The organism is Streptococcus infantis (assembly GCF_018499575.1).
Lineage (GTDB): Bacteria > Bacillota > Bacilli > Lactobacillales > Streptococcaceae > Streptococcus > Streptococcus infantis_K.
In genome coordinates this window covers 1-18,647 of the sequence record NZ_JAHDAP010000002.1, presented here as the reverse complement: position 1 = coordinate 18,647, position 18,647 = coordinate 1, and the positions used below count along the sequence as shown (strand labels likewise).

Below are 18,647 nucleotides of genomic sequence, written 5' to 3'. Positions count from 1 at the left end.
AAACAACTTACTTTAAGCCCTGCAACTTTTCCAAGACAACCTTATAAACATCTGTCAGACTACCTAAGTCTCTACGGAAAACATCCTTGTCCATATGATGCCCTTCAGCATCCCAAAGGCGGCAATTATCTGGTGAAAATTCATCGGCCAAGATAATCTTGCCATCCTTATCAAAACCAAATTCCAATTTGAAGTCAATCAAACGCAGACCAATCTGCTCAAACCAATCCTTCAACAATTCATTGATACGACGTGTTTCTTCCTTGATATAAGCAATTTGCTCATCATTGGCAATATCCAAAAACTTCACATGCTCATCATTGATAAATGGATCATCCAAATCATCATTTTTATAGTAAAATTCAACGATTGGAGTTTCTAAGTCCAGCCCTTCTTCCACACCGAAACGTTTTGAGAAAGAACCCGCCGTCACATTACGAAGAACAACTTCTAAAGGAATAATAGTCACTTTCTTGTTGAGTTGTTCGGTGTCAGAAATACGTTCAATAAAGTGTGTCGCTACACCTGCAGCATTCAATTTTTCAAAAATAAGAGACGAAATCTGATTATTCAGCACACCTTTTCCCTCGATGGTCTCTTTGCGAGCTCCATTCAGCATGGTTGCTTGGTCCTTGTAGACCGACTTAATCACATTTTCGTCTTCTGTAGTATAGATATCTTTAGCTTTTCCCGTATAAATAAGTTTACTGGACATTTTATCATTCGCCTTTCGTATTACTTTGCCTCATTCTAACACAATAATAAGCATAAATCAAATATTTTGCGAACGAAAACGTATTCCCTCTTTGAGTTTTATAAAAACTGTAAATCCTTTTAGGATTACAGTTTTAAAATATTATTTAAAAAAGTGAACATTATTCCCAATTCAAAAAATCATCCAAATAATAGCGTAAATAACTTTTCTTGCCTATGATTATTTGTAAGCGGCCTTCTAAACCATACCTAAGATTTTCAGCTTGTTCTCGAGTTATTTTTGTTTCCGCTTCTATTTTAAAGAAATTTCCTTGGTCAGTTTTGGTTGCAATTGTATCAATACTAGTGATAGTAGAAACAAGTCTCACTTGATCATTGGTGGCATTAGTCGTGGTAAAGCGCACAAAATCTCCAATCTTGATTCCCACAATATCTTTTGAACTAAGATAGGCCGTCAATTTTGCTCTTCCTTCTCTATCTAATAGTGGATATAATTTAGCAAGTAATGTTCCTTCTGTGACTACCGCAGATTGATTCCTTTCAGGATTGAGATAAAGAACTCCGTCCTCCTTGGCTCTTATTGTTCCTCTTTCGAGTAAACTAGTTTGGCTTTTTTCCCCTATTTTTACTTCTAAATCATCTTGTTCAAAATCTATCTGCTCTTGTACAGTCGAAGAATTCTGAGAAGAGAGACCTATATTTCCCCGTGTAACACTATTCTTAAGATTACTTGTTTTACTTTGATAGTCTCTAAAATTCTCTAACTGACTAGCATTGGTTTCATCCTGAAGTACATCACCTAATTCCTGATACTGAACAAGTAAATCTCCTTGTTGCACCTGTTTGTTCTCTTCTAGATAATTAATTACCATCCGCCGATTACTACTTGACTGGATATTAGCAATGATACGACTAGGTTCAACTGTAGCTTTCGAAGATAAACTTATTTCCTTTTCTGCAAACATTGCAAATCCAAACATAAACACTACCAAAAGTGACATAGGAAAAATCACTCGACTGGAAAAATTATGATAACGTCGATTATAAAATTCCGCACTTTCTAAAAATTCAAGGTACATTCTTTCTCCTTTCTAACAGTTAACTAAATGAGCATAAAAACTATTTCGAGCAAGCAAGTCAGCATGATTGCCCTCTTCTACAATCTTACCTCGATCCAAAACAACAACTTTCTCCACCCGTTCAGCAATAGTCAAACGATGAGCAATGAAAATCAAGGTCTTATCTAGATTCATGAGATTGTCCACTATCCGTTTCTCTGTTAAGATATCTAGACTACTCGTCGCCTCATCCAAAATCAAGATAGGAGCATCTGTCAAGAGAGCACGTGCCAAAGCAATCCTCTGGAGTTGACCACCAGAAATTCCTGTCCCATCAGAAGTCAATTCTGTCTGGTAATTCAAGGGCATACGCTCAATATCTTCACGAATTTCTGCTAGCTCAACTGCACGTAGTATATCCTCCTGAGTCGTACCCTCCTTCGCTCCAAGGAGAAGATTTTCTAAAATTGTTCCATTAAATACATAAGGTTGTTGAGGTAAATAGTTGATATGTTTGCGCAGAGACTTTTTATCAATCTGATTTAAATTCATACCTCCCAGTCTGATTTCTCCCTGACTTGGGTTGAAAAAATTAACCATCATCTTAGCCAAGGTCGACTTTCCTGATCCTGAAACTCCTACAAGAGCTATTTTAGAGCCATCATTGATGTTCAAATTGATATCCGATAAGATATCTTGACCATAGTCATACTTGTAGTGAATTCCCTTAAAAGTCATATCTCCTTGAACCATACTCAAATCCTCTACCATTTTCTGTCCTTCAAACTCAGAGTTGACCCGATACACCTCGTTGAGACGACTATTAGCAACTTGAGCTGTTTGGAGCTTACTCTGAAGGTTGATGATGTTTTCTAGAGGATTGGTGAAATAATAAAGAAGTGTATTATACGTAATCAACTGGCCCAAACTCATCTTCCCATCCATAACGAAATTAGCACCCATCCATAATACGCAGACATTTAGCAGCAGTTGAGCAAATTTTTTGAGAGCTTTTTGCTGACTTTCTGCTCTGCTATAAGTAAAGGATCTTTTCAGATAGTCCACAAATTCCCTATCAAGCTTTTGGTAGCGTGTTTTTTCGCTAGCTAAGGATTTAATCGTTTCAATACCATTAATATCCTCTATAATAGAAGATGATAGGGTTGCATTTGCTTCCATGGTATCCCGGTTCATCTTTTCAAAAGGTTTCATAAAAGCAATAATAATTACAGCATAAATGGGAAGGCTTAATAAGCTTATGAAAAAGAGATTATTATTTTGCAAAAACAAAATTATGGAAATCATCAACATCATAGATATATCCAGAAAAATTGAAATAATGGTTGAAGCCAAGGCATCTATGATACTATTAGCATCTGTAAATCGTGACACGATTTCCCCCGTCCGACGTGTTGCAAAAAAGGACATAGGTAGATTAAAAATATGTTTGATATAAGATAAAATAACATCAATCGATAGACGTTGTCCAAGGATAATTAAAAGGTAATCTTGAGCAAAAGACAAAATCTGTTGAAGAGCATAAACGATAACAAGGCATATAGAAATAATACTTAGGGTCGAAGATGTCTGATTCGGTACATAGGTATCAATAATAGATTGTAGGTAGTATGAACCAACGATGTTAATCAAGGTTACTAGAACGGTCGCTAATATGATATTGGTGATCAAACCTTTCTGATTTATCAAAATAGGTAGAAAAGAAGTCAAACTCTGATTCTTGTCCTTATGTGGCTGATAATTTGGGGAGGGAGCCACAAAGATAGTTGTCCCTGTCCATTCTTCTTCAAATCTTTCACGCGATAGTTTGGTCAATCTAACCTCTGGATCTGGGTCAGCTATATGAATGTTCTGCTGATCCATCCCTGTCACTACATAATAATGAAAGAATTCTTTGTCCTTAAGCACGTGAACTACAAAAGGAAAGATTAAATTTGGAGAATCAAACAAAGTCATGTCTGCTTGAATGGCTTGTGGCTCAAAACCTAATGTTTCCGCAGCCTTCACCAGACCCAAAGCTGTCGTCCCATTTATAGTCGTTTTGGCTAATTCACGCAGACGTGCTAATGAATAATGGCTTCCAAAACAGCCAAACACCATGGCCAATGAAGCCACTCCACAGTCCTTCTGATCCATCTGTGAGCGATAGTGTTTTTTTCTGAATTTCATATTCTTATCCTTTTCTTAACAACCTAATTAAAAGTTCTGTAAGATTATTTTAGCCAAACAAAATAAGAAATTGATAACTCTTTCTAAAAAAACAGTATCTACACCCAAATAGCACTTTTAAAAGTTTAAGCAAGCATATGGATTGATAAATCCGTTAAAATAAATATTCCACACGACAAAAAAGCAACATGCTCTGCATGTTGCTTTTTTTATATTCTATTTTTGATAATTTCTAATACATCTGCGACGCTTTGGAGATTATCAATTTCTTCATCACCGATTTCGATTCCAAACTCATCCTCAATTGTTAGGACAAATTCCATCAAATCTACTGAATCAGCATCTAAATCATCCTTTAAGCTCAAGTTTTCAGTAACTACAAAGTCCTCTCCTTGACGTTCTTGGATGATGGTCACGATACGGTCGAAAATTTGTTGTTCTGTCATATTATTCTCCTTATTCCTCTGAAAATTCACGCGCAGTTTGGGCAACTACATCTGTCTCAAGCATGGTACGAATCTGGCGTATTGTGCTATAGACAGCTTTGGCATCACTTGAACCATGAGTCTTAACTACTGGCGCCTTAACACCAAACAAGACCGCACCTCCAACATCTGAATAGTTGAGCTGTTTTTTCAAACCTCTGAGGTTATCCTTAAGAAGGAAAGCACCTAGCTTGGCTCTAAGACCGCCACCTACAATAGCATTTTTGAGCAAGCCCATGATACCCATAGCAGTCCCTTCAATAGCTTTGAGCACAGCGTTTCCCGTGAAACCATCTGTTACGACTACATCAGCAACACCATCCATCAAATCACGTGCTTCCACGTTCCCGATGAAATTCAAACTCTCGTCAGCCGCTAATAGGTCATAGGCTTCCTTGCGGAGTGGATCTCCCTTGCTGCTCTCTGTCCCGTTATTAAGCAAACCTACACGAGGTTTTTCAATACCACGAACATTTCTAGCATAGAAGGAGCCTAGGACTGCATATTGATGAAGGTGATGGGCGGTATTTTCTGCATTGGCACCAAGGTCAAGCATGTCAAAACCTTTTCCATCAATAGTTGGCAATGTTGACATCAATCCAGGTCGATCAATATTTTTGATACGACCAACGATGAAGAATCCCGCTGCCAACAAGGCACCTGTATTTCCTGCAGAAAGAACTGCATCTGCCTCTCCATCTTTGACAGCCTTAGCTGCCAATACCATGCTGGCATTTTTCTTCTTGCGGATGGCTTTTGTAGGCTCATCATCTGAGTCGATTTTTTCATCAGTATGGATAATACTAACGCGCTCTGTAGCTGTTAGATATTGCTTGATTTTGCTTTCATCTCCATAAAGTTGGACTTCAATATCTGAAAAGTCAGCAAGGGCTTGATTAACTCCCTCTACAATAGCTTGTGGTGCGTAATCGCCACCCATTGCATCAACTGCGATTTTTTTCATTTGTCTTCCTCTTTCAGTAGTTGTCCCCAGTCGGCTAGGGAATCAATAAATTTCTTTGATTTCAGATGAATGCCGACATATTCCTCATAGATTTGGTCCATAAACTTGCGCAAGTCCTGCTTGATTTCGGCCTTAAGTGAGATAGTCTCCAAGGTCTCAAAATCAATGGCTTGAAATTGATTGAGCAGATAAGGAATATTGGGATTTAAGTGACATCGTTTCTCATCTTCATGGTAATGATCGGGACAAAGACAACCCCCGTATTTGAAGGAGAAGTCAAAGGCTTGCCCCACACGATGACAAAAGGTACACTCATTAAAGTTGAGACTGATTCCAAAACGTGTCAATATTTGAATTTCAAAAATATTGGTCAAAACTTGATAATCCAGACCCTCTTCCATCAGCTCTAAAGTCTTTTGCAAAAAATCAAATAAGGGAGCATCTTCTTGGTTATCCTGCAAACTCGCATCTGCCAAGGCTGCAACGTAAGTCGCATAAGCCATAACAAAGAGGTCACTATTGATTTTCGGAAAAGTCTTCACCTCATGATAATCTTCTATATAACTAAGTCCATCGTCATTGACTTTTAGGAGAAAATGGGCTAAGACTAAAGGTTGAATGACAGGAGCTAGTTTGGATTGGCCGGCGTGTTTGACAAAAAACATGCGCTTACCTGCCTGTTCTGTAAAGATTTTAACAAGCTTATCATCCTCTCGAAAATTTCGATTGTAAAGTACTAAACCCTGACTCGTAATCGATTGAATCATGCTTCTCTCATGTACTCCTCAAGTCGTTTCATAGCCTCTCTGATGGTTTCCATGCTAGCTGCATAAGATAGGCGAACATAGCCTTCTCCATACTGTCCAAAGGCAGCACCAGGGATAAAGGCAACAGCCTTCTTGTAAGCAAAATCCTTCAGAAAAGCAAAGGAATCTTGATTGTAACCTGCAGGAATCTTAGCAAAGATATAGAAAGCCCCATCTGGTTTAATAATCTCAAAACCAAGGTCAGTCATCTTCTCAATAATGTAGTCCCGACGTTGGATATATTCCTTCTTCATTGGTTCCGCATCGTTCTTACCCGCTGTTAAGGCTTCTACCGCAGCATGTTGTGCCATAGTGTTTGCAGCAGTAACCAAATACTGATGACTCTTGATGAGTTGAGCTGTGAAGTTTGCTGGTGCAAAGATAAAACCTAAACGCCAACCTGTCATGGCATGGGATTTAGAAAGACCGTTAATGATAATTGCCTGATCTCTTAACATAGTTCCCAAAGACACATGATTTTCCCCTGTATAGGTCAATTCTGAGTAGACTTCATCACAGACTACGAAAATCTCATACTTGCGTAAAACAGCTGCCAAGGCTTCTAATTGCTCGCGACTATAAGTAATCCCTGTCGGATTAGCTGGATAGTTGAGAATAACTGCCTTGAGCTTGTCCCCCTGCTCCAAAATTGCCTTTTCCAACATCTCAGGCGTCAAAACAAAACCATTTTCAGTTGTATCAATCTCGACAATCTCTGCACCCACTAGATTGACTATTGGCCCGTAACCTGGATAGGCAGGAGCTGGCAAAAGAACCTTGTCTCCTTTCTCCAAAATAGCTGTCAGAGTAGCTGACAGAGCCTCTGTCGCACCAATTGTGACCAAGATTTCATTCTCTGGATTGTAGTCTAGCTGATATTTCTCTTTTACAAATTCACTCGCCGCCTGACGCAATGTCAACAAACCACTCATCCCTGTATAGTAGGATTGATCTTGGTCAATGGCTCGCTTTGCAGCTTCCTTGACATGATCTGGCGTTGTAAAATCTGGTTCTCCCAAGGTCAATCGCAGGACACTAGGAATCTCTGAAATAGCCTGGTCAAATTGACGAATCAAGGAAACTTGTATCTTATCTAATTGTTTATTAAATCGTTTGGTTAAGTCCATATATATCCTCCTTGATCAAAGAACATATATCTATTATACTACAAAAGCTCTCTGACCGCAAAATTCCGTTTATTTGCAACCTTATTCCCACTTTCTATTTTACTTTTCTGACAGACAAGATTATAATAAGAAGTGCTTATTTTCGGAGGTTTTTATGTCATTTCTATCAAAAAATTGGGCAGGACTGTTAGCCTGTCTGATCATCTCAATCATCTCTTGGGTTTTAGGAGGCTTTCTGCCTGTTGTGGGAGCACCTGTTTTCGCCATTTTTATCGGAATGATTCTCCACCCCTTTCTCACTCCCTATAAACAACTGGAAGCCGGCTTGACTTACAGCTCTAAGAAATTACTTCAGTATGCTGTTATCTTGCTTGGGTTTGGACTCAATATCTCTCAAGTTTTTGCAGTAGGAAAATCTTCCCTCCCTGTCATTCTATCCACCATTTCTATAGCCTTGATTGTTGCCTATCTCTTCCAGCGCTTTTTTAATCTGGATGCAAAGTTAGCTACCTTGATTGGAGTAGGCTCTTCTATCTGTGGTGGTTCTGCAATTGCAGCGACTGCCCCCGTTATTCACGCCAAGGAAAAAGAAGTGGCTCAAGCCATCTCTGTTATCTTTTTCTTCAATGTCTTGGCAGCTCTTATCTTCCCAACTCTAGGTTCTTGGCTCCATCTTTCCAACGAAGGTTTTGCTCTCTTTGCGGGTACTGCGGTCAACGATACTTCCTCTGTGACAGCTACTGCTAGTGCCTGGGATAGTCTTTACCATACCAACACTCTTGAGTCTGCCACTATTGTTAAACTGACACGCACCCTAGCTATTATCCCTATTACTCTCTTCCTCTCCTACTGGCAAAGCCGTCAACAAGGTAACAACCAAGGAGTGAAGCTTAAAAAAATCTTCCCCGTTTTCATCCTCTACTTTATCCTAGCTTCTCTGCTAACCACCGTCCTTACTTCTTTTGGTGTCAGCAATAGCTTCTTTTCACCTCTCAAACAACTCTCCAAATTCCTCATCATCATGGCTATGAGTGCTATTGGTCTCAAAACTAACCTCATTGCTATGATCAAATCCAGTGGACAGGCCATTCTTCTTGGAGCTCTTTGCTGGATTGCCATCATCCTAACTAGTCTGGGTATGCAAACACTCATTGGTCTTTTCTAAGACAAAAGGTAGCCCGCAAGCTACCTTTTTATTGTTCAAGAATTAAACGTGTATGTTCTCTCTTGATGCAACGATTCATCACGATATCATCGCATCCTCCAGCACGCAAGATTTCTTCTGCTTCCAAACTTTCAAGCCCTAATTGCGCCCAAAAAATCTTGGCATCCGCTTTGAGAAAATCACGCGCTACATCCGGTAAAAATTCACTGCGTCGGTAAACATTGACAATGTCTACAGGAAAAGGAATCTCAGCTAAGCTAGCATAAGCCTTTTCTCCCAAGATTTGACCACCTGCAGCCTTGGGATTAACTGGAATAATTTTATAACCACGAGCCTGCATTTCCTTGGTCACTCGATTACTAGTTGTCTCCTCACGGTCAGACAAGCCCACTACGGCTAAGGTTTTACTAGTTGCTAGATACTGACGGACCACACCATCACTTGGATTGATAAATTCTTGAGTCATAGAAACCCTCCTTTTTTCATCAGTATAGCACATTTTGAAAAGGCTTGCAGTTTTTGGCTACAAAAAATTTCCTAGCAGGAGAAAACCTGCTAGGAAATTCATTTATTCAAGTGAAAGATTAGATTTTTTTCTCGATACTAAATAATGGAGAAAGTGGGCGTTTTTCGTGGATACGTACAATAGCATCACCAAGGAGGTGAGCAATAGAAATCTGTTCAATCTTATCAATCAAACGTTCTTCCGGAAGGTAAATAGTATCTAAAACCACCAACTTTTTGATAGCAGATTTTTGGATGTTCTCCAAAGCTGGTCCTGATAATACTGGGTGAGTACAGCTAGCATAAACTTCCACAGCTCCAGCTTCAGCCAAAGCATCGGCAGCATGACAGATAGTTCCAGCTGTATCAATCATATCATCAATCAAGATACAAGTTTTGCCCTCTACTTTACCAATGATATTCATCACTTCACTAGTATTCATCTTGTCTACACTTCGACGTTTATCAATGATAGCAATCGGTGTTTTCAAAAATTCAGCTAGCTTACGAGCACGCGTCACACCACCGTGGTCCGGACTTACTACCACATAGTCAGATCCAACCATGCCACGGCGCTCAAAGTAATCCGCAATCAAAGGAGCACCCATCAAGTGATCAACAGGAATATCAAAGAATCCTTGAATCTGTGCAGCGTGCAAATCAATTGTCAACAAACGATCTACTCCAGCTACTTCAAGCATATTTGCAACGAGTTTTGCAGTGATTGGTTCACGCGCTCTAGCCTTTCTATCCTGACGCGCATAACCATAGTAAGGCATTACAACGTTGACAGATTCTGCACTAGCACGTTTCAAAGCATCAACCATAATCAAAATCTCTAGTAGATTGTCATTTACAGGTGAGCTAGTTGATTGTAAGATAAAGACATGTTTCCCACGGATAGATTCTTCGATGTTAACTTGAATTTCTCCATCTGAAAATTGACGAACAGTCGATTTTCCCAATTCTATCCCAATCTCTTGTGCCACACGTTCTGCCAATTCTTTATTTGAAGAAAGGGCAAACAGCTTTAAATCAGAAAAAGACATGATTTCCTCCGGTATTTATGTATCACTTGTGTTTTTCACAACATTTTTCCATCTACCATTGTAGCGCTTTTTTCTCGATTTTTCAATAAAAAATAAGACAAGAGCTGACTTTTATACTCTTGTCTTGTGCTATTTTATATTGGTGATATTGAGGATGAAATGTGTCAATCTTATCATCCTACTTCACGGCACATTGGAAATTTTCAACTATAAAGTTAGTATACTTCTCTCATACTCCCTGTATCCACATCGTAAACAGCTCCTGAAATAATAACATCTTCGGGAATTAAGGGGCATTCTCGCAGCAACTTCATATCCTCACGGACACTCTCATCGATGTCTTGAAACGGTAAAAAGTCCTGCCCAGATACATCTACTCCAAATTCACATTTCAAATGTTCTTGGAAATCCTCGTTATTGAAGGTTTGAGCGCCGCAGTCTGTATGATGGAGCACCACAATTTCTCTTGTTCCCATTTGTTGCTGGGAAATCACGAGTGAGCGAATCATATCATCCGTCACTCGACCACCCGCATTCCGTAAAATATGGGCATCTCCAAGAGCTAACCCTAGAGCTGGTGCAACGTGCAAACGCGAGTCCATACAAGTTACGATTGCAACCTTGGTCTTAGGTTTAATGGATAAGTGCAAATCTCCATGTAGTTCTACATAAGCTTGGTTGGCCTTTAAAAAATTTTCAAAATAGGACATGACAACTCACTTTCTAATCTGCCAGATAATTTGAACACCAAATTATTGTTATTCTATCTTACCATCTTTTCTTTGTCTTGTCAGTTTTCAGCTTTCATTGAAAAAACTAGAACAGAGATATCCAGCTTCTAGCTTGGGCTTCTGTCCTAGTTTTATGTTTATGATCCTTTTTGGATATACTTATTGAGGGAGCCTGCAAAGCTCTGAAGATTGAGACTTTGTACATAGACCTCACCGGTACCTCGGAAGGTATTCACCACTCCTTCACCCGTACCTATAGACTGCCAGAAGCCATTTTCTAAGTGGATATCATAGTCCAGAGATTGACTCCAAGCTACCACATGGGCATTGTCAATCGTTATTTCTTGGTTTTGCAACTCAATTTTCTTAATAGATCCAAAGGCATTGGCCAAAAGAGTTCCCTGACCTTGGGTAGTCATCACAAAGAGACCGCCTTGCCCTCCGAACAGAGCTTTCCCAATAGACTGGCGCTCCATTGTATAGAAAGCTGTACCATCAAGAGCTAAAAAGGCACCATCATTCAATCGGTACTGCTTTTCGCCTAGCTCAAGAGCAATCACTTGACCAGGAGTATCTGGTGCTAAAGCAAGGTTTCCGTTGTCAGACTCCGCAACAGCTTGAGTGATAAAGGTACTTTCACCAGAAACCATTGAACGCCCTACAGCTTTGACAAAACGTCCCAAACCAGAACCGCTTGCATTGAGCTGGGTATTGAGACTTACATTAGGTGTATGGTAGACCATGCTACCGCGCTGAATAAAGACCGTTTCTCCCTGATTGAGCGACAACTCTACCAAAGGAAATTGCATGTGACTATCCATAGAAAATTTCATCAGAAATTCCTCCTTGTTTTAATAAATATTAGCAATAAAATGTTTTACAATCTAAAACTGAGCATAACTATTAGGAGAATACCTTTTTCAAGACTTCCTGAATAGTCGTCACTCCAACCACCTGAATTTCCTTAGGCGGTTTAATGCCAGTCAAAGAATTTTTTGGCACATAGATTTTTGTAAATCCAAGCTTAGCAGCCTCATTAATGCGTTGCTCGATACGATTGACACGACGCACCTCTCCCGTCAAGCCCAACTCTCCTACAAAACATTCTTGCGGATTGGTTGGTTTGTCCTTGTAGCTCGAAGCAATAGCAACTGCAACTGCCAGATCAATAGCAGGTTCATCTAATTTGACACCACCAGCTGATTTGAGATAGGCATCCTGATTTTGAAGCAAGAGACCTGCCCGTTTTTCCAAAACAGCCATAATCAAGCTTGCACGATTGAAGTCAAGGCCTGTCGTCGTACGCTTAGCGTTTCCAAACATGGTCGGCGTCACCAATGCCTGCACTTCAGCAAGAATTGGACGTGTCCCTTCCATAGTCACAACGATGGACGAACCAGTTGCTCCATCCAAGCGTTCTTCCAGAAATACCTCACTTGGATTGAGAACCTCAACCAAGCCACCTGACTGCATCTCAAAAATTCCAATCTCATTGGTCGAACCAAAGCGGTTTTTGACAGCTCTCAAGATACGGAAAGTATGGTGGTGCTCCCCTTCAAAGTAAAGAACCGTGTCCACCATATGCTCCAACATACGCGGACCCGCCAAGGTTCCTTCCTTGGTCACATGGCCGACGATAAAGATAGCAATGTTATTGGTTTTGGCCAGCTGCATGAGCTCTGCCGTAACTTCCCGCACTTGAGAAACTGACCCTTGAACTCCAGAAATCTCAGGAGACATAATCGTCTGGATGGAGTCGATGATGAGAAAATCAGGCTGGATACGTTCGACTTCTGCTCGTACGCTCTGCATATTGGTCTCTGCATAGAGATAAAACTCACTGTCGATATCTCCCAATCGCTCTGCACGAAGTTTAATCTGCTGAGCAGACTCCTCACCGCTGACATAGAGAACTGTTCCTACTTGAGACAGCTGGGTCGAGACTTGTAGGAGTAAAGTGGACTTCCCAATCCCTGGATCTCCCCCGATGAGGACCAGACTTCCTGGGACTACTCCGCCGCCAAGGACTCGGTTAAACTCCTCCATCTCGGTCTTAGTTCGATTGACATTGATGGACGTTACTTCAGCCAGTTTCATGGGCTTTGTTTTCTCACCTGTCAAGGAAACACGTGCATTCTTGACCTCTGCAACTTCGACTTCCTCAACAAAGGAAGACCAAGCTCCACAGTTGGGACAACGCCCTAGGTATTTAGGTGAATTGTACTCACAATTTTGACATACAAATGTCGCTTTTTTCTTTACTATAATTCTAATCCTCTCATTATAAAATCTCTTATTATTTTCACGTCAGCAACTATCTTGTTTCAGAACAGTCAATCCACCGTCATCCGCATGGACATAATACCGACCATCCGGACTAAATCCAAAAATATAGGGTAAATAACCTTTATAAATTTGACTTTTAGCTTCCTCGCCTTTTTCCCAATAAATGGTTAAAATTGGATATTCTTCAGATTGGTCTTTATCCATGATTACTCTGACGTCTTTACCATTATCCAGAGGGAGACTTCCTCCATATTGACCAGCAATACGAATAGGAGTATCATAGCCCTCACACATGGCTATCAATTCCATTTCATCATAATCTCCCTCTATTGGAGTAATTTGACCGTTTTCACTATCGATAATTGACATATATTCTGAAGAAATGCAAAGAATTTTATGATAGGCATCAGGGAGAAATGCTAGGTAAAGAAAACCTCCAATACTAATCTCATAAACTTTCTTATAGCCTTGACAATTCTCTACGGTAAAAGCTTGAAAATCCTTATAACTCATTCCATTGTGCTTCTTTCTATATCTCTATCTCACATTCAATCACTTGGCAAAAATCAATCTTCTCGTCTGGTACAAATTGGCGCATGAGCATGCGATGGGCTACAACTACCACAGTTTGATGTTCCCGATACTTAGCCATGCATTCTAGAAAACGAGACTTCATCCCTACAGCTGTCTCATATTGAACAGGAGAATTTGGGAGCAACTCCCCCTTGTTTTCTAAAAACAGACATCTAGCTGTTTCAAAGTTCTCTATACCTGTTTCATAAACCTGCCATTCATGCAATAATGGCTCCACTCTCAAAGGAAGCCCAGTAGCACAAGATACATAAGAAGCTGTTTCTAATGCTCGCGTCACTGCAGAAGACACCAGTATATCAGCTGATCCAAACAAAGGATTTTTGCAAAGTTCCTGAGCTTGTTGTCTTCCTTTCACCGATAAAGGGGCCAAGTCTATCCCAAATCCCGTATAAGAACGCTCCTCTAACTCACGGTAATCTGGCTCTCCATGACGTACAAAGATAATCTTCATCTTAGTGCCCGGTCGATCCAAATCCACCAGTCCGAACGCCATCAGCCACATCTCCATCTGCAATCAAGAAAGGAGCAAAGACAGCCTGAACCACACGTTCCCCAACTTCAAGAACAACTTCTTGGTCGGTAATGTTCTTCATCTGAGCAAAGATATGTCCCTCATTCCCAGGATTACCATAGTAGTCCCCATCAATGACACCCACAGAGTTAATCAAGACCAGACCTTTTTTACGAGGATTAGAGGAACGATCATAAAGATAAAGCACCTCTCCAGCTTGCATATAGGCCTTAACCCCTGTCGGAACCAAGACAATCTCTCCTGGAGCAATGACAGTGCGTTCTGCAACTTTTAAGTCGTATCCAGCTGCATGAGCCGTCTCACGCTTAGGCAACAGGTTTTCATCTGTAAAACTAGAAACCAATTCAAATCCACGAATTTTCATATTTTCTCTTTTCTATTATCTTTTATTCTAGGCTATTTTATCTTATTTATTCGAAAAAAGCACGAAAAAAGAGCACACAATTCACACTCGCTTAGGGCTGCTGGATTCCTCCCCTGACCCGCTTCACGCAGAACTGTTGCTCCACTAGCTATTATACCATATTCCCCTCTATTTTAAAAGAGAAATTATTTTTTACGTCGATTTCGGAAAAAGTCCTGCATAATCTCTGCACACTCATTCTCTAAAACACCTGTTTCAACTTCCACGCGGTGATTGAGTCTCTCGTCTGTCAAGATATCATACAAGCTCCCGGCAGCGCCAAATTTCTGATTTTTAGCCCCGTAGACCACGTTTGGAATCCGTGCGAGACCAATTGCCCCACTACACATGACACAAGGCTCAATGGTCACAAAAAGCGTACAATCGAGCAAACGCCAACTCTCTTCGCTCAAATTAGCATTCTCTATGGCCATAATTTCCGCATGCATGACTGCCCGTTGCAACTCCTCTCGCGCATTGTGTCCTCTCCCAATGACTTTTCCGTCCTTGACAATTACACAACCAATGGGGATTTCATCATGCTCTAAAGCAATCTCTGCCTCTTTTAATGCCTCTCTCATAAAAGCTTCTTTTTCTTCAAGCGTGTAATTCATCTCTTCTCTCTTCCTAGCTATCAATTCTATCATTATAGCATGTTTTCCTAGACAAAAAAAGAGCTCTATAATATTTGCAGAAACCAACTTTAGATAGTATTCAATCTCTGGTTTGTAGAAATAATGTTATAAAAAGAGTATAATGGTAGCAAAATTTAGAGAAACACTAGGAATCCTGAACTGAGAGTAATGGATACAAGTGATACAGAATGTCCAGATCTGTCGGAAGATTTTTAACTATAAGTCTCCAAGAGATGATTAGCCTGAGATTTAAATAATAAACAAGATGAAAGGGTAAATAATGAAATTAGAATTTTTACAGGATGAACCAAAACTTACCTTGATGTTTCCATATAAAGATACATTTAATAGAGTAGGGAGACCATCCATGATATCTATATCTGTTATGATTCTCTGGATTCTGAAGCGTCTGATGACTTACAATACTGATTTTGCAGACAAAATTGTTATGGCGGTAGCGCTGATTTATGCTCCCCTCCTTATATGGTTTATGGGGTATTATCTCTTCATAAATGGAGTAAAATTAGAAATTTATAAAAACAATATTGTTCAGTATTATACCTATAGCAGTAGAGGCCACAGCCTATTACATTATCAATTTGGACTTCAAGATATCGAACAAATAACCATTAAAAAGCGTCCTTTTAATTGCGTAAAGTTAAGCATAAAAATTAGAAATCCTATTTTTTTAGAAGGACATGAAAAAAAACTAAATAAGCTAGTCAGAGTCAGTATCATCACAGACAAACTAAAAGCAGATGCTTTTAGGCACGAAATGAAGCAATTTCAAAGTGATAAATCAGATAATCAAGTAAGCTGATTCAGAAAAAATTCAAGTTTGTCTAACTTACAAATTCTCAAGAAAATAGTTCACTGAAGAGGCTGGGATCAGAAATCCCAACCTCATTTTTTCTTAGTTATGCGCCTTCGATGTGATGACAAATTGAACGATTTGTTGGTATTTGAGAATTCAAAAAGCTTCTTTTACCAAAACTTCTTTTCTCAATTCACAACTTTAACCAATTTACCCAAATGTTGAAACCTCGCAGATCTGGGTGTACCAAATCGAGAGTTGTTCTAAAGATTTCTGTCCCACTGTTTTTCTCTTTGTCTTAAAAGTAAAGAAGCCACCTAAATATGACTTAAAAGCTGACAAAAAAAGCCACCGAATGCGGTGACTTTATAGGGAGATTATTATGAAAAAGAAAAGTTTAGGAAATTTGTTACAACAAGTTAGGAGGTCTTCTTGTAACTGTCTATAGTATATCCGACCTGTCTTAAACAAATCTTAAAAAATCTCCTATGACCAAACACTTTCTAAAATATTTGTCTGTTCACGACCAGGACCTACTGAGAATGTAGAAATACGAACACCCACCAATTCGCTAACACGGCGAACATAGTTACGTGCATTTTCAGGAAGGTCTTCCAAAGTACGTACTCCAGTGATATCTTCAGACCAACCAGGCAATTCTTCGTAGATTGGTTTACAACGTTTCAATTGTTCGAGACTAGCAGGGTAGTAATCTATACGTTGACCATCAAGATCATAAGCTACACAGATTTTTACTGTATCCAATCCACTCAAAACATCGATAGAGTTCAAAGAGAGATTTGTGATACCAGAAACACGACGGCTATGACGCATAACAACTGAGTCGAACCAACCTACACGGCGAGGACGCCCAGTAGTTGTCCCATACTCATGCCCCACTTCACGAATACGATCACCAACTTCATCAAATAGCTCAGTTGGGAAAGGACCATCACCTACACGACTTGTATAAGCCTTACATACACCGACAACTTTGTCAATCTTGCTTGGACCTACTCCAGAACCAATTGTCACACCACCAGCCACTGGGTTTGATGAAGTAACAAATGGATAAGTACCTTGGTCAATATCCAACATGACACCTTGTGCACCCTCAAAGAGAACCCGTTTACCATTATCAAGCGCGTCGTTCAAGATAACAGAAGTATCAGTCACATATTGCTTGATTTGTTGACCATACTCATAGTATTCTTCAAAAATATCATCAATTGAAATAGGTTCACTATCATACAATTTTACAAATTGACGATTCTTTTCGGCAAGATTACGTTCTAAACGCTCACGGAAGATTTCTTTATCCAAAAGATCCGCAATACGAATTCCAACACGAGCTGCCTTGTCCATATAGGCTGGACCAATTCCTTTAATTGTCGTCCCAATCTTGTTATCACCCTTAGCTTCTTCTTGAAGACGGTCTAACTCAATGTGATAAGGCAAAATAACATGCGCACGATCAGAAATTCTAAGATTATCTGTTGTAACACCTTCTTCGTGGAGATAATTTAATTCTTTTACAAGAGACTTTGGATTTACAACCATTCCGTTTCCAATTACAGAGATTTTTTCTGGGAAGAAAATTCCAGAAGGAATCAAGTGTAGCTTAAATTTCTTTCCATCAATCACAATCGTGTGACCTGCATTGTCACCACCTTGGTAACGAGCAATCACTTCCGCATTAGCTGAAAGAAAATCAGTAATTTTTCCTTTACCTTCATCACCCCATTGGGTACCTACAACAACAACTGAAGTCATAATAAATTTTCGTCTGAGCCTAAGGGCTCGTCCTTTCTCATATACATGGTGGGACTCTCACCCACAATAATATCTTACAATTTATTATAAGAAAAAAAGCCTATTTTATCAAGGATAAACACTAGAAAAGATTAGGGATTTCTTTTATTTTTAAATTGAAAAACAATAATTATTTAGCTTATTCTATATAAATTTAAATAATCTATTATTATTGTTCGTAAAAAATGAAAAAAACTTATTTAAAATGAATAATTCAAATTCTGACCAAGCAAATAATTGAGATAAAGACGATATGCAGCTCTAAAGTGACAGAGAATAAAATCATTCTCACTCTTTATCCTAAAACGAATTAAGTAATATAATAAAAATTTTAGATGAAGTAATTCCCATTCATCATTACTCTGTAGAAAAAATGAATATTCTTCTTCGACTTGTTTTAGAAAAAGCAAAGAACGATCGTAGTATTTTTGAAGCATATAAAAAACCTTTCTTATTGATAAAAAAAGTTTAACAGAAAGGCATACTAAAATGACCATAAATCCTATAAAGTAAGAATCAAAAGCTAAACTAACATAAAATAGACAAAATAGGCATTGATAGATACAAAAATAAAAGTTCTAAAAAAATTATAAAATAAAAAAAACGTTCCTTAGAACGTTTAAATACTCCGCCAGTAGGACTCGAACCTACGACATCATGATTAACAGTCATGCGCTACTACCAACTGAGCTATGGCGGATAACAGCTAAGCGACTTCCATATCTCACAGGGGGCAACCCCCAACTACTTCCGGCGTTCTAGGGCTTAACTTCTGTGTTCG

At 39.3% G+C, this 18,647-nt stretch carries 20 protein-coding genes, 1 tRNA gene and 1 other RNA gene; 2 read left to right on the top strand and 20 right to left on the bottom strand.

The window, feature by feature from the left end; translation table 11 throughout:
- Positions 1–7 precede the first annotated feature (7 nt).
- The 7 genes from purC to KJR31_RS06105 all read right to left on the bottom strand — a co-directional run bounded on the left by purC (position 8) and on the right by KJR31_RS06105 (position 7,341).
- Positions 8–715, bottom strand: coding sequence for a phosphoribosylaminoimidazolesuccinocarboxamide synthase (purC, locus tag KJR31_RS06135; RefSeq protein ID WP_214262553.1), 708 nt, complete (start codon positions 713–715; stop codon positions 8–10).
- 160 nt (positions 716–875) lie between these two features.
- Entirely contained in the window at positions 876–1,793 is a 918-nt protein-coding gene (locus tag KJR31_RS06130) for an HlyD family efflux transporter periplasmic adaptor subunit (protein ID WP_214262552.1), read from the bottom strand.
- Between the two features lie 12 nt (positions 1,794–1,805).
- Positions 1,806–3,959 (bottom strand): peptide cleavage/export ABC transporter, encoded by a 2,154-nt coding sequence (comA, locus tag KJR31_RS06125; RefSeq protein ID WP_214262551.1) that lies wholly within the window; start codon positions 3,957–3,959, stop codon positions 1,806–1,808.
- Between the two features lie 209 nt (positions 3,960–4,168).
- Positions 4,169–4,405 (bottom strand): acyl carrier protein, encoded by a 237-nt coding sequence (locus KJR31_RS06120; RefSeq protein ID WP_214262550.1) that lies wholly within the window; start codon positions 4,403–4,405, stop codon positions 4,169–4,171.
- Positions 4,406–4,415: 10 nt separating this feature from the next.
- Positions 4,416–5,408, bottom strand: coding sequence for a phosphate acyltransferase PlsX (gene plsX / locus KJR31_RS06115; RefSeq protein WP_049496635.1), 993 nt, complete (start codon positions 5,406–5,408; stop codon positions 4,416–4,418).
- Complete coding sequence (recO, locus tag KJR31_RS06110; RefSeq protein ID WP_214262549.1) at positions 5,405–6,175, bottom strand: DNA repair protein RecO; 771 nt, start codon at positions 6,173–6,175, stop codon at positions 5,405–5,407. The genes plsX and recO overlap by 4 nt, the downstream gene beginning before the upstream one ends.
- Positions 6,172–7,341, bottom strand: a complete 1,170-nt coding sequence (locus KJR31_RS06105; protein ID WP_214262548.1) for a pyridoxal phosphate-dependent aminotransferase — start codon at positions 7,339–7,341, stop codon at positions 6,172–6,174. The genes recO and KJR31_RS06105 overlap by 4 nt, the downstream gene beginning before the upstream one ends.
- A 154-nt stretch (positions 7,342–7,495) precedes the next feature.
- Here KJR31_RS06105 and KJR31_RS06100 point away from each other — a divergent pair, with 154 nt between their 5' ends.
- Positions 7,496–8,506 (top strand): YeiH family protein, encoded by a 1,011-nt coding sequence (locus KJR31_RS06100; protein WP_214262547.1) that lies wholly within the window; start codon positions 7,496–7,498, stop codon positions 8,504–8,506.
- Between the two features lie 28 nt (positions 8,507–8,534).
- Here KJR31_RS06100 and KJR31_RS06095 read toward each other — a convergent pair whose 3' ends face one another.
- The 10 genes from KJR31_RS06095 to tadA form a co-directional block, all read right to left on the bottom strand.
- The gene (locus tag KJR31_RS06095; protein ID WP_214262546.1) at positions 8,535–8,972 is read right to left on the bottom strand and encodes a CoA-binding protein; all 438 of its coding nucleotides are present in this window, start codon (positions 8,970–8,972) and stop codon (positions 8,535–8,537) included.
- A 118-nt stretch (positions 8,973–9,090) separates the two neighbouring features.
- Positions 9,091–10,059: a ribose-phosphate diphosphokinase gene (locus KJR31_RS06090; RefSeq protein ID WP_214262545.1), complete on the bottom strand. Its 969-nt coding sequence runs from the start codon at positions 10,057–10,059 to the stop codon at positions 9,091–9,093.
- 215 nt (positions 10,060–10,274) lie between these two features.
- Positions 10,275–10,769, bottom strand: coding sequence for a beta-class carbonic anhydrase (locus KJR31_RS06085; protein ID WP_214262544.1), 495 nt, complete (start codon positions 10,767–10,769; stop codon positions 10,275–10,277).
- Between the two features lie 158 nt (positions 10,770–10,927).
- Complete coding sequence (locus KJR31_RS06080; RefSeq protein ID WP_214262543.1) at positions 10,928–11,623, bottom strand: TIGR00266 family protein; 696 nt, start codon at positions 11,621–11,623, stop codon at positions 10,928–10,930.
- 70 nt (positions 11,624–11,693) lie between these two features.
- Positions 11,694–13,058, bottom strand: a complete 1,365-nt coding sequence (gene radA, locus KJR31_RS06075; protein WP_214262782.1) for a DNA repair protein RadA — start codon at positions 13,056–13,058, stop codon at positions 11,694–11,696.
- 39 nt (positions 13,059–13,097) lie between these two features.
- A complete protein-coding gene (locus KJR31_RS06070) occupies positions 13,098–13,589 on the bottom strand; it encodes a hypothetical protein (RefSeq protein ID WP_214262542.1) in 492 nt (163 codons plus the stop codon).
- A gap of 16 nt (positions 13,590–13,605) precedes the next feature.
- Entirely contained in the window at positions 13,606–14,163 is a 558-nt protein-coding gene (locus KJR31_RS06065; protein ID WP_214262541.1) for a histidine phosphatase family protein, read from the bottom strand.
- Positions 14,123–14,566, bottom strand: coding sequence for a dUTP diphosphatase (locus KJR31_RS06060; protein WP_214262540.1), 444 nt, complete (start codon positions 14,564–14,566; stop codon positions 14,123–14,125). Before KJR31_RS06060 ends, KJR31_RS06065 begins: the two co-directional genes overlap by 41 nt.
- A 54-nt stretch (positions 14,567–14,620) precedes the next feature.
- An RNA gene (ffs, locus tag KJR31_RS06055) (signal recognition particle sRNA small type) lies at positions 14,621–14,719 on the bottom strand.
- A 32-nt stretch (positions 14,720–14,751) separates the two neighbouring features.
- The gene (gene tadA, locus KJR31_RS06050; RefSeq protein WP_214262539.1) at positions 14,752–15,219 is read right to left on the bottom strand and encodes a tRNA adenosine(34) deaminase TadA; all 468 of its coding nucleotides are present in this window, start codon (positions 15,217–15,219) and stop codon (positions 14,752–14,754) included.
- A 301-nt stretch (positions 15,220–15,520) separates the two neighbouring features.
- On the opposite strand from tadA, the gene KJR31_RS06045 reads away from it, so the two are divergent.
- Positions 15,521–16,060, top strand: a complete 540-nt coding sequence (locus KJR31_RS06045) for a hypothetical protein (protein WP_214262538.1) — start codon at positions 15,521–15,523, stop codon at positions 16,058–16,060.
- Between the two features lie 480 nt (positions 16,061–16,540).
- On the opposite strand, the gene KJR31_RS06040 is transcribed toward KJR31_RS06045, so the two are convergent.
- The 3 genes from KJR31_RS06040 to KJR31_RS06035 all read right to left on the bottom strand — a co-directional run bounded on the left by KJR31_RS06040 (position 16,541) and on the right by KJR31_RS06035 (position 18,566).
- On the bottom strand, positions 16,541–17,827 hold the full coding sequence (locus KJR31_RS06040; protein ID WP_214262537.1) for an adenylosuccinate synthase: 1,287 nt from the start codon (positions 17,825–17,827) through the stop codon (positions 16,541–16,543).
- A 239-nt stretch (positions 17,828–18,066) separates the two neighbouring features.
- Entirely contained in the window at positions 18,067–18,303 is a 237-nt protein-coding gene (gene comW, locus KJR31_RS08565; protein WP_250319704.1) for a sigma(X)-activator ComW, read from the bottom strand.
- A 189-nt stretch (positions 18,304–18,492) separates the two neighbouring features.
- Positions 18,493–18,566 (bottom strand) — tRNA-Asn (locus tag KJR31_RS06035).
- Positions 18,567–18,647 lie beyond the last annotated feature (81 nt).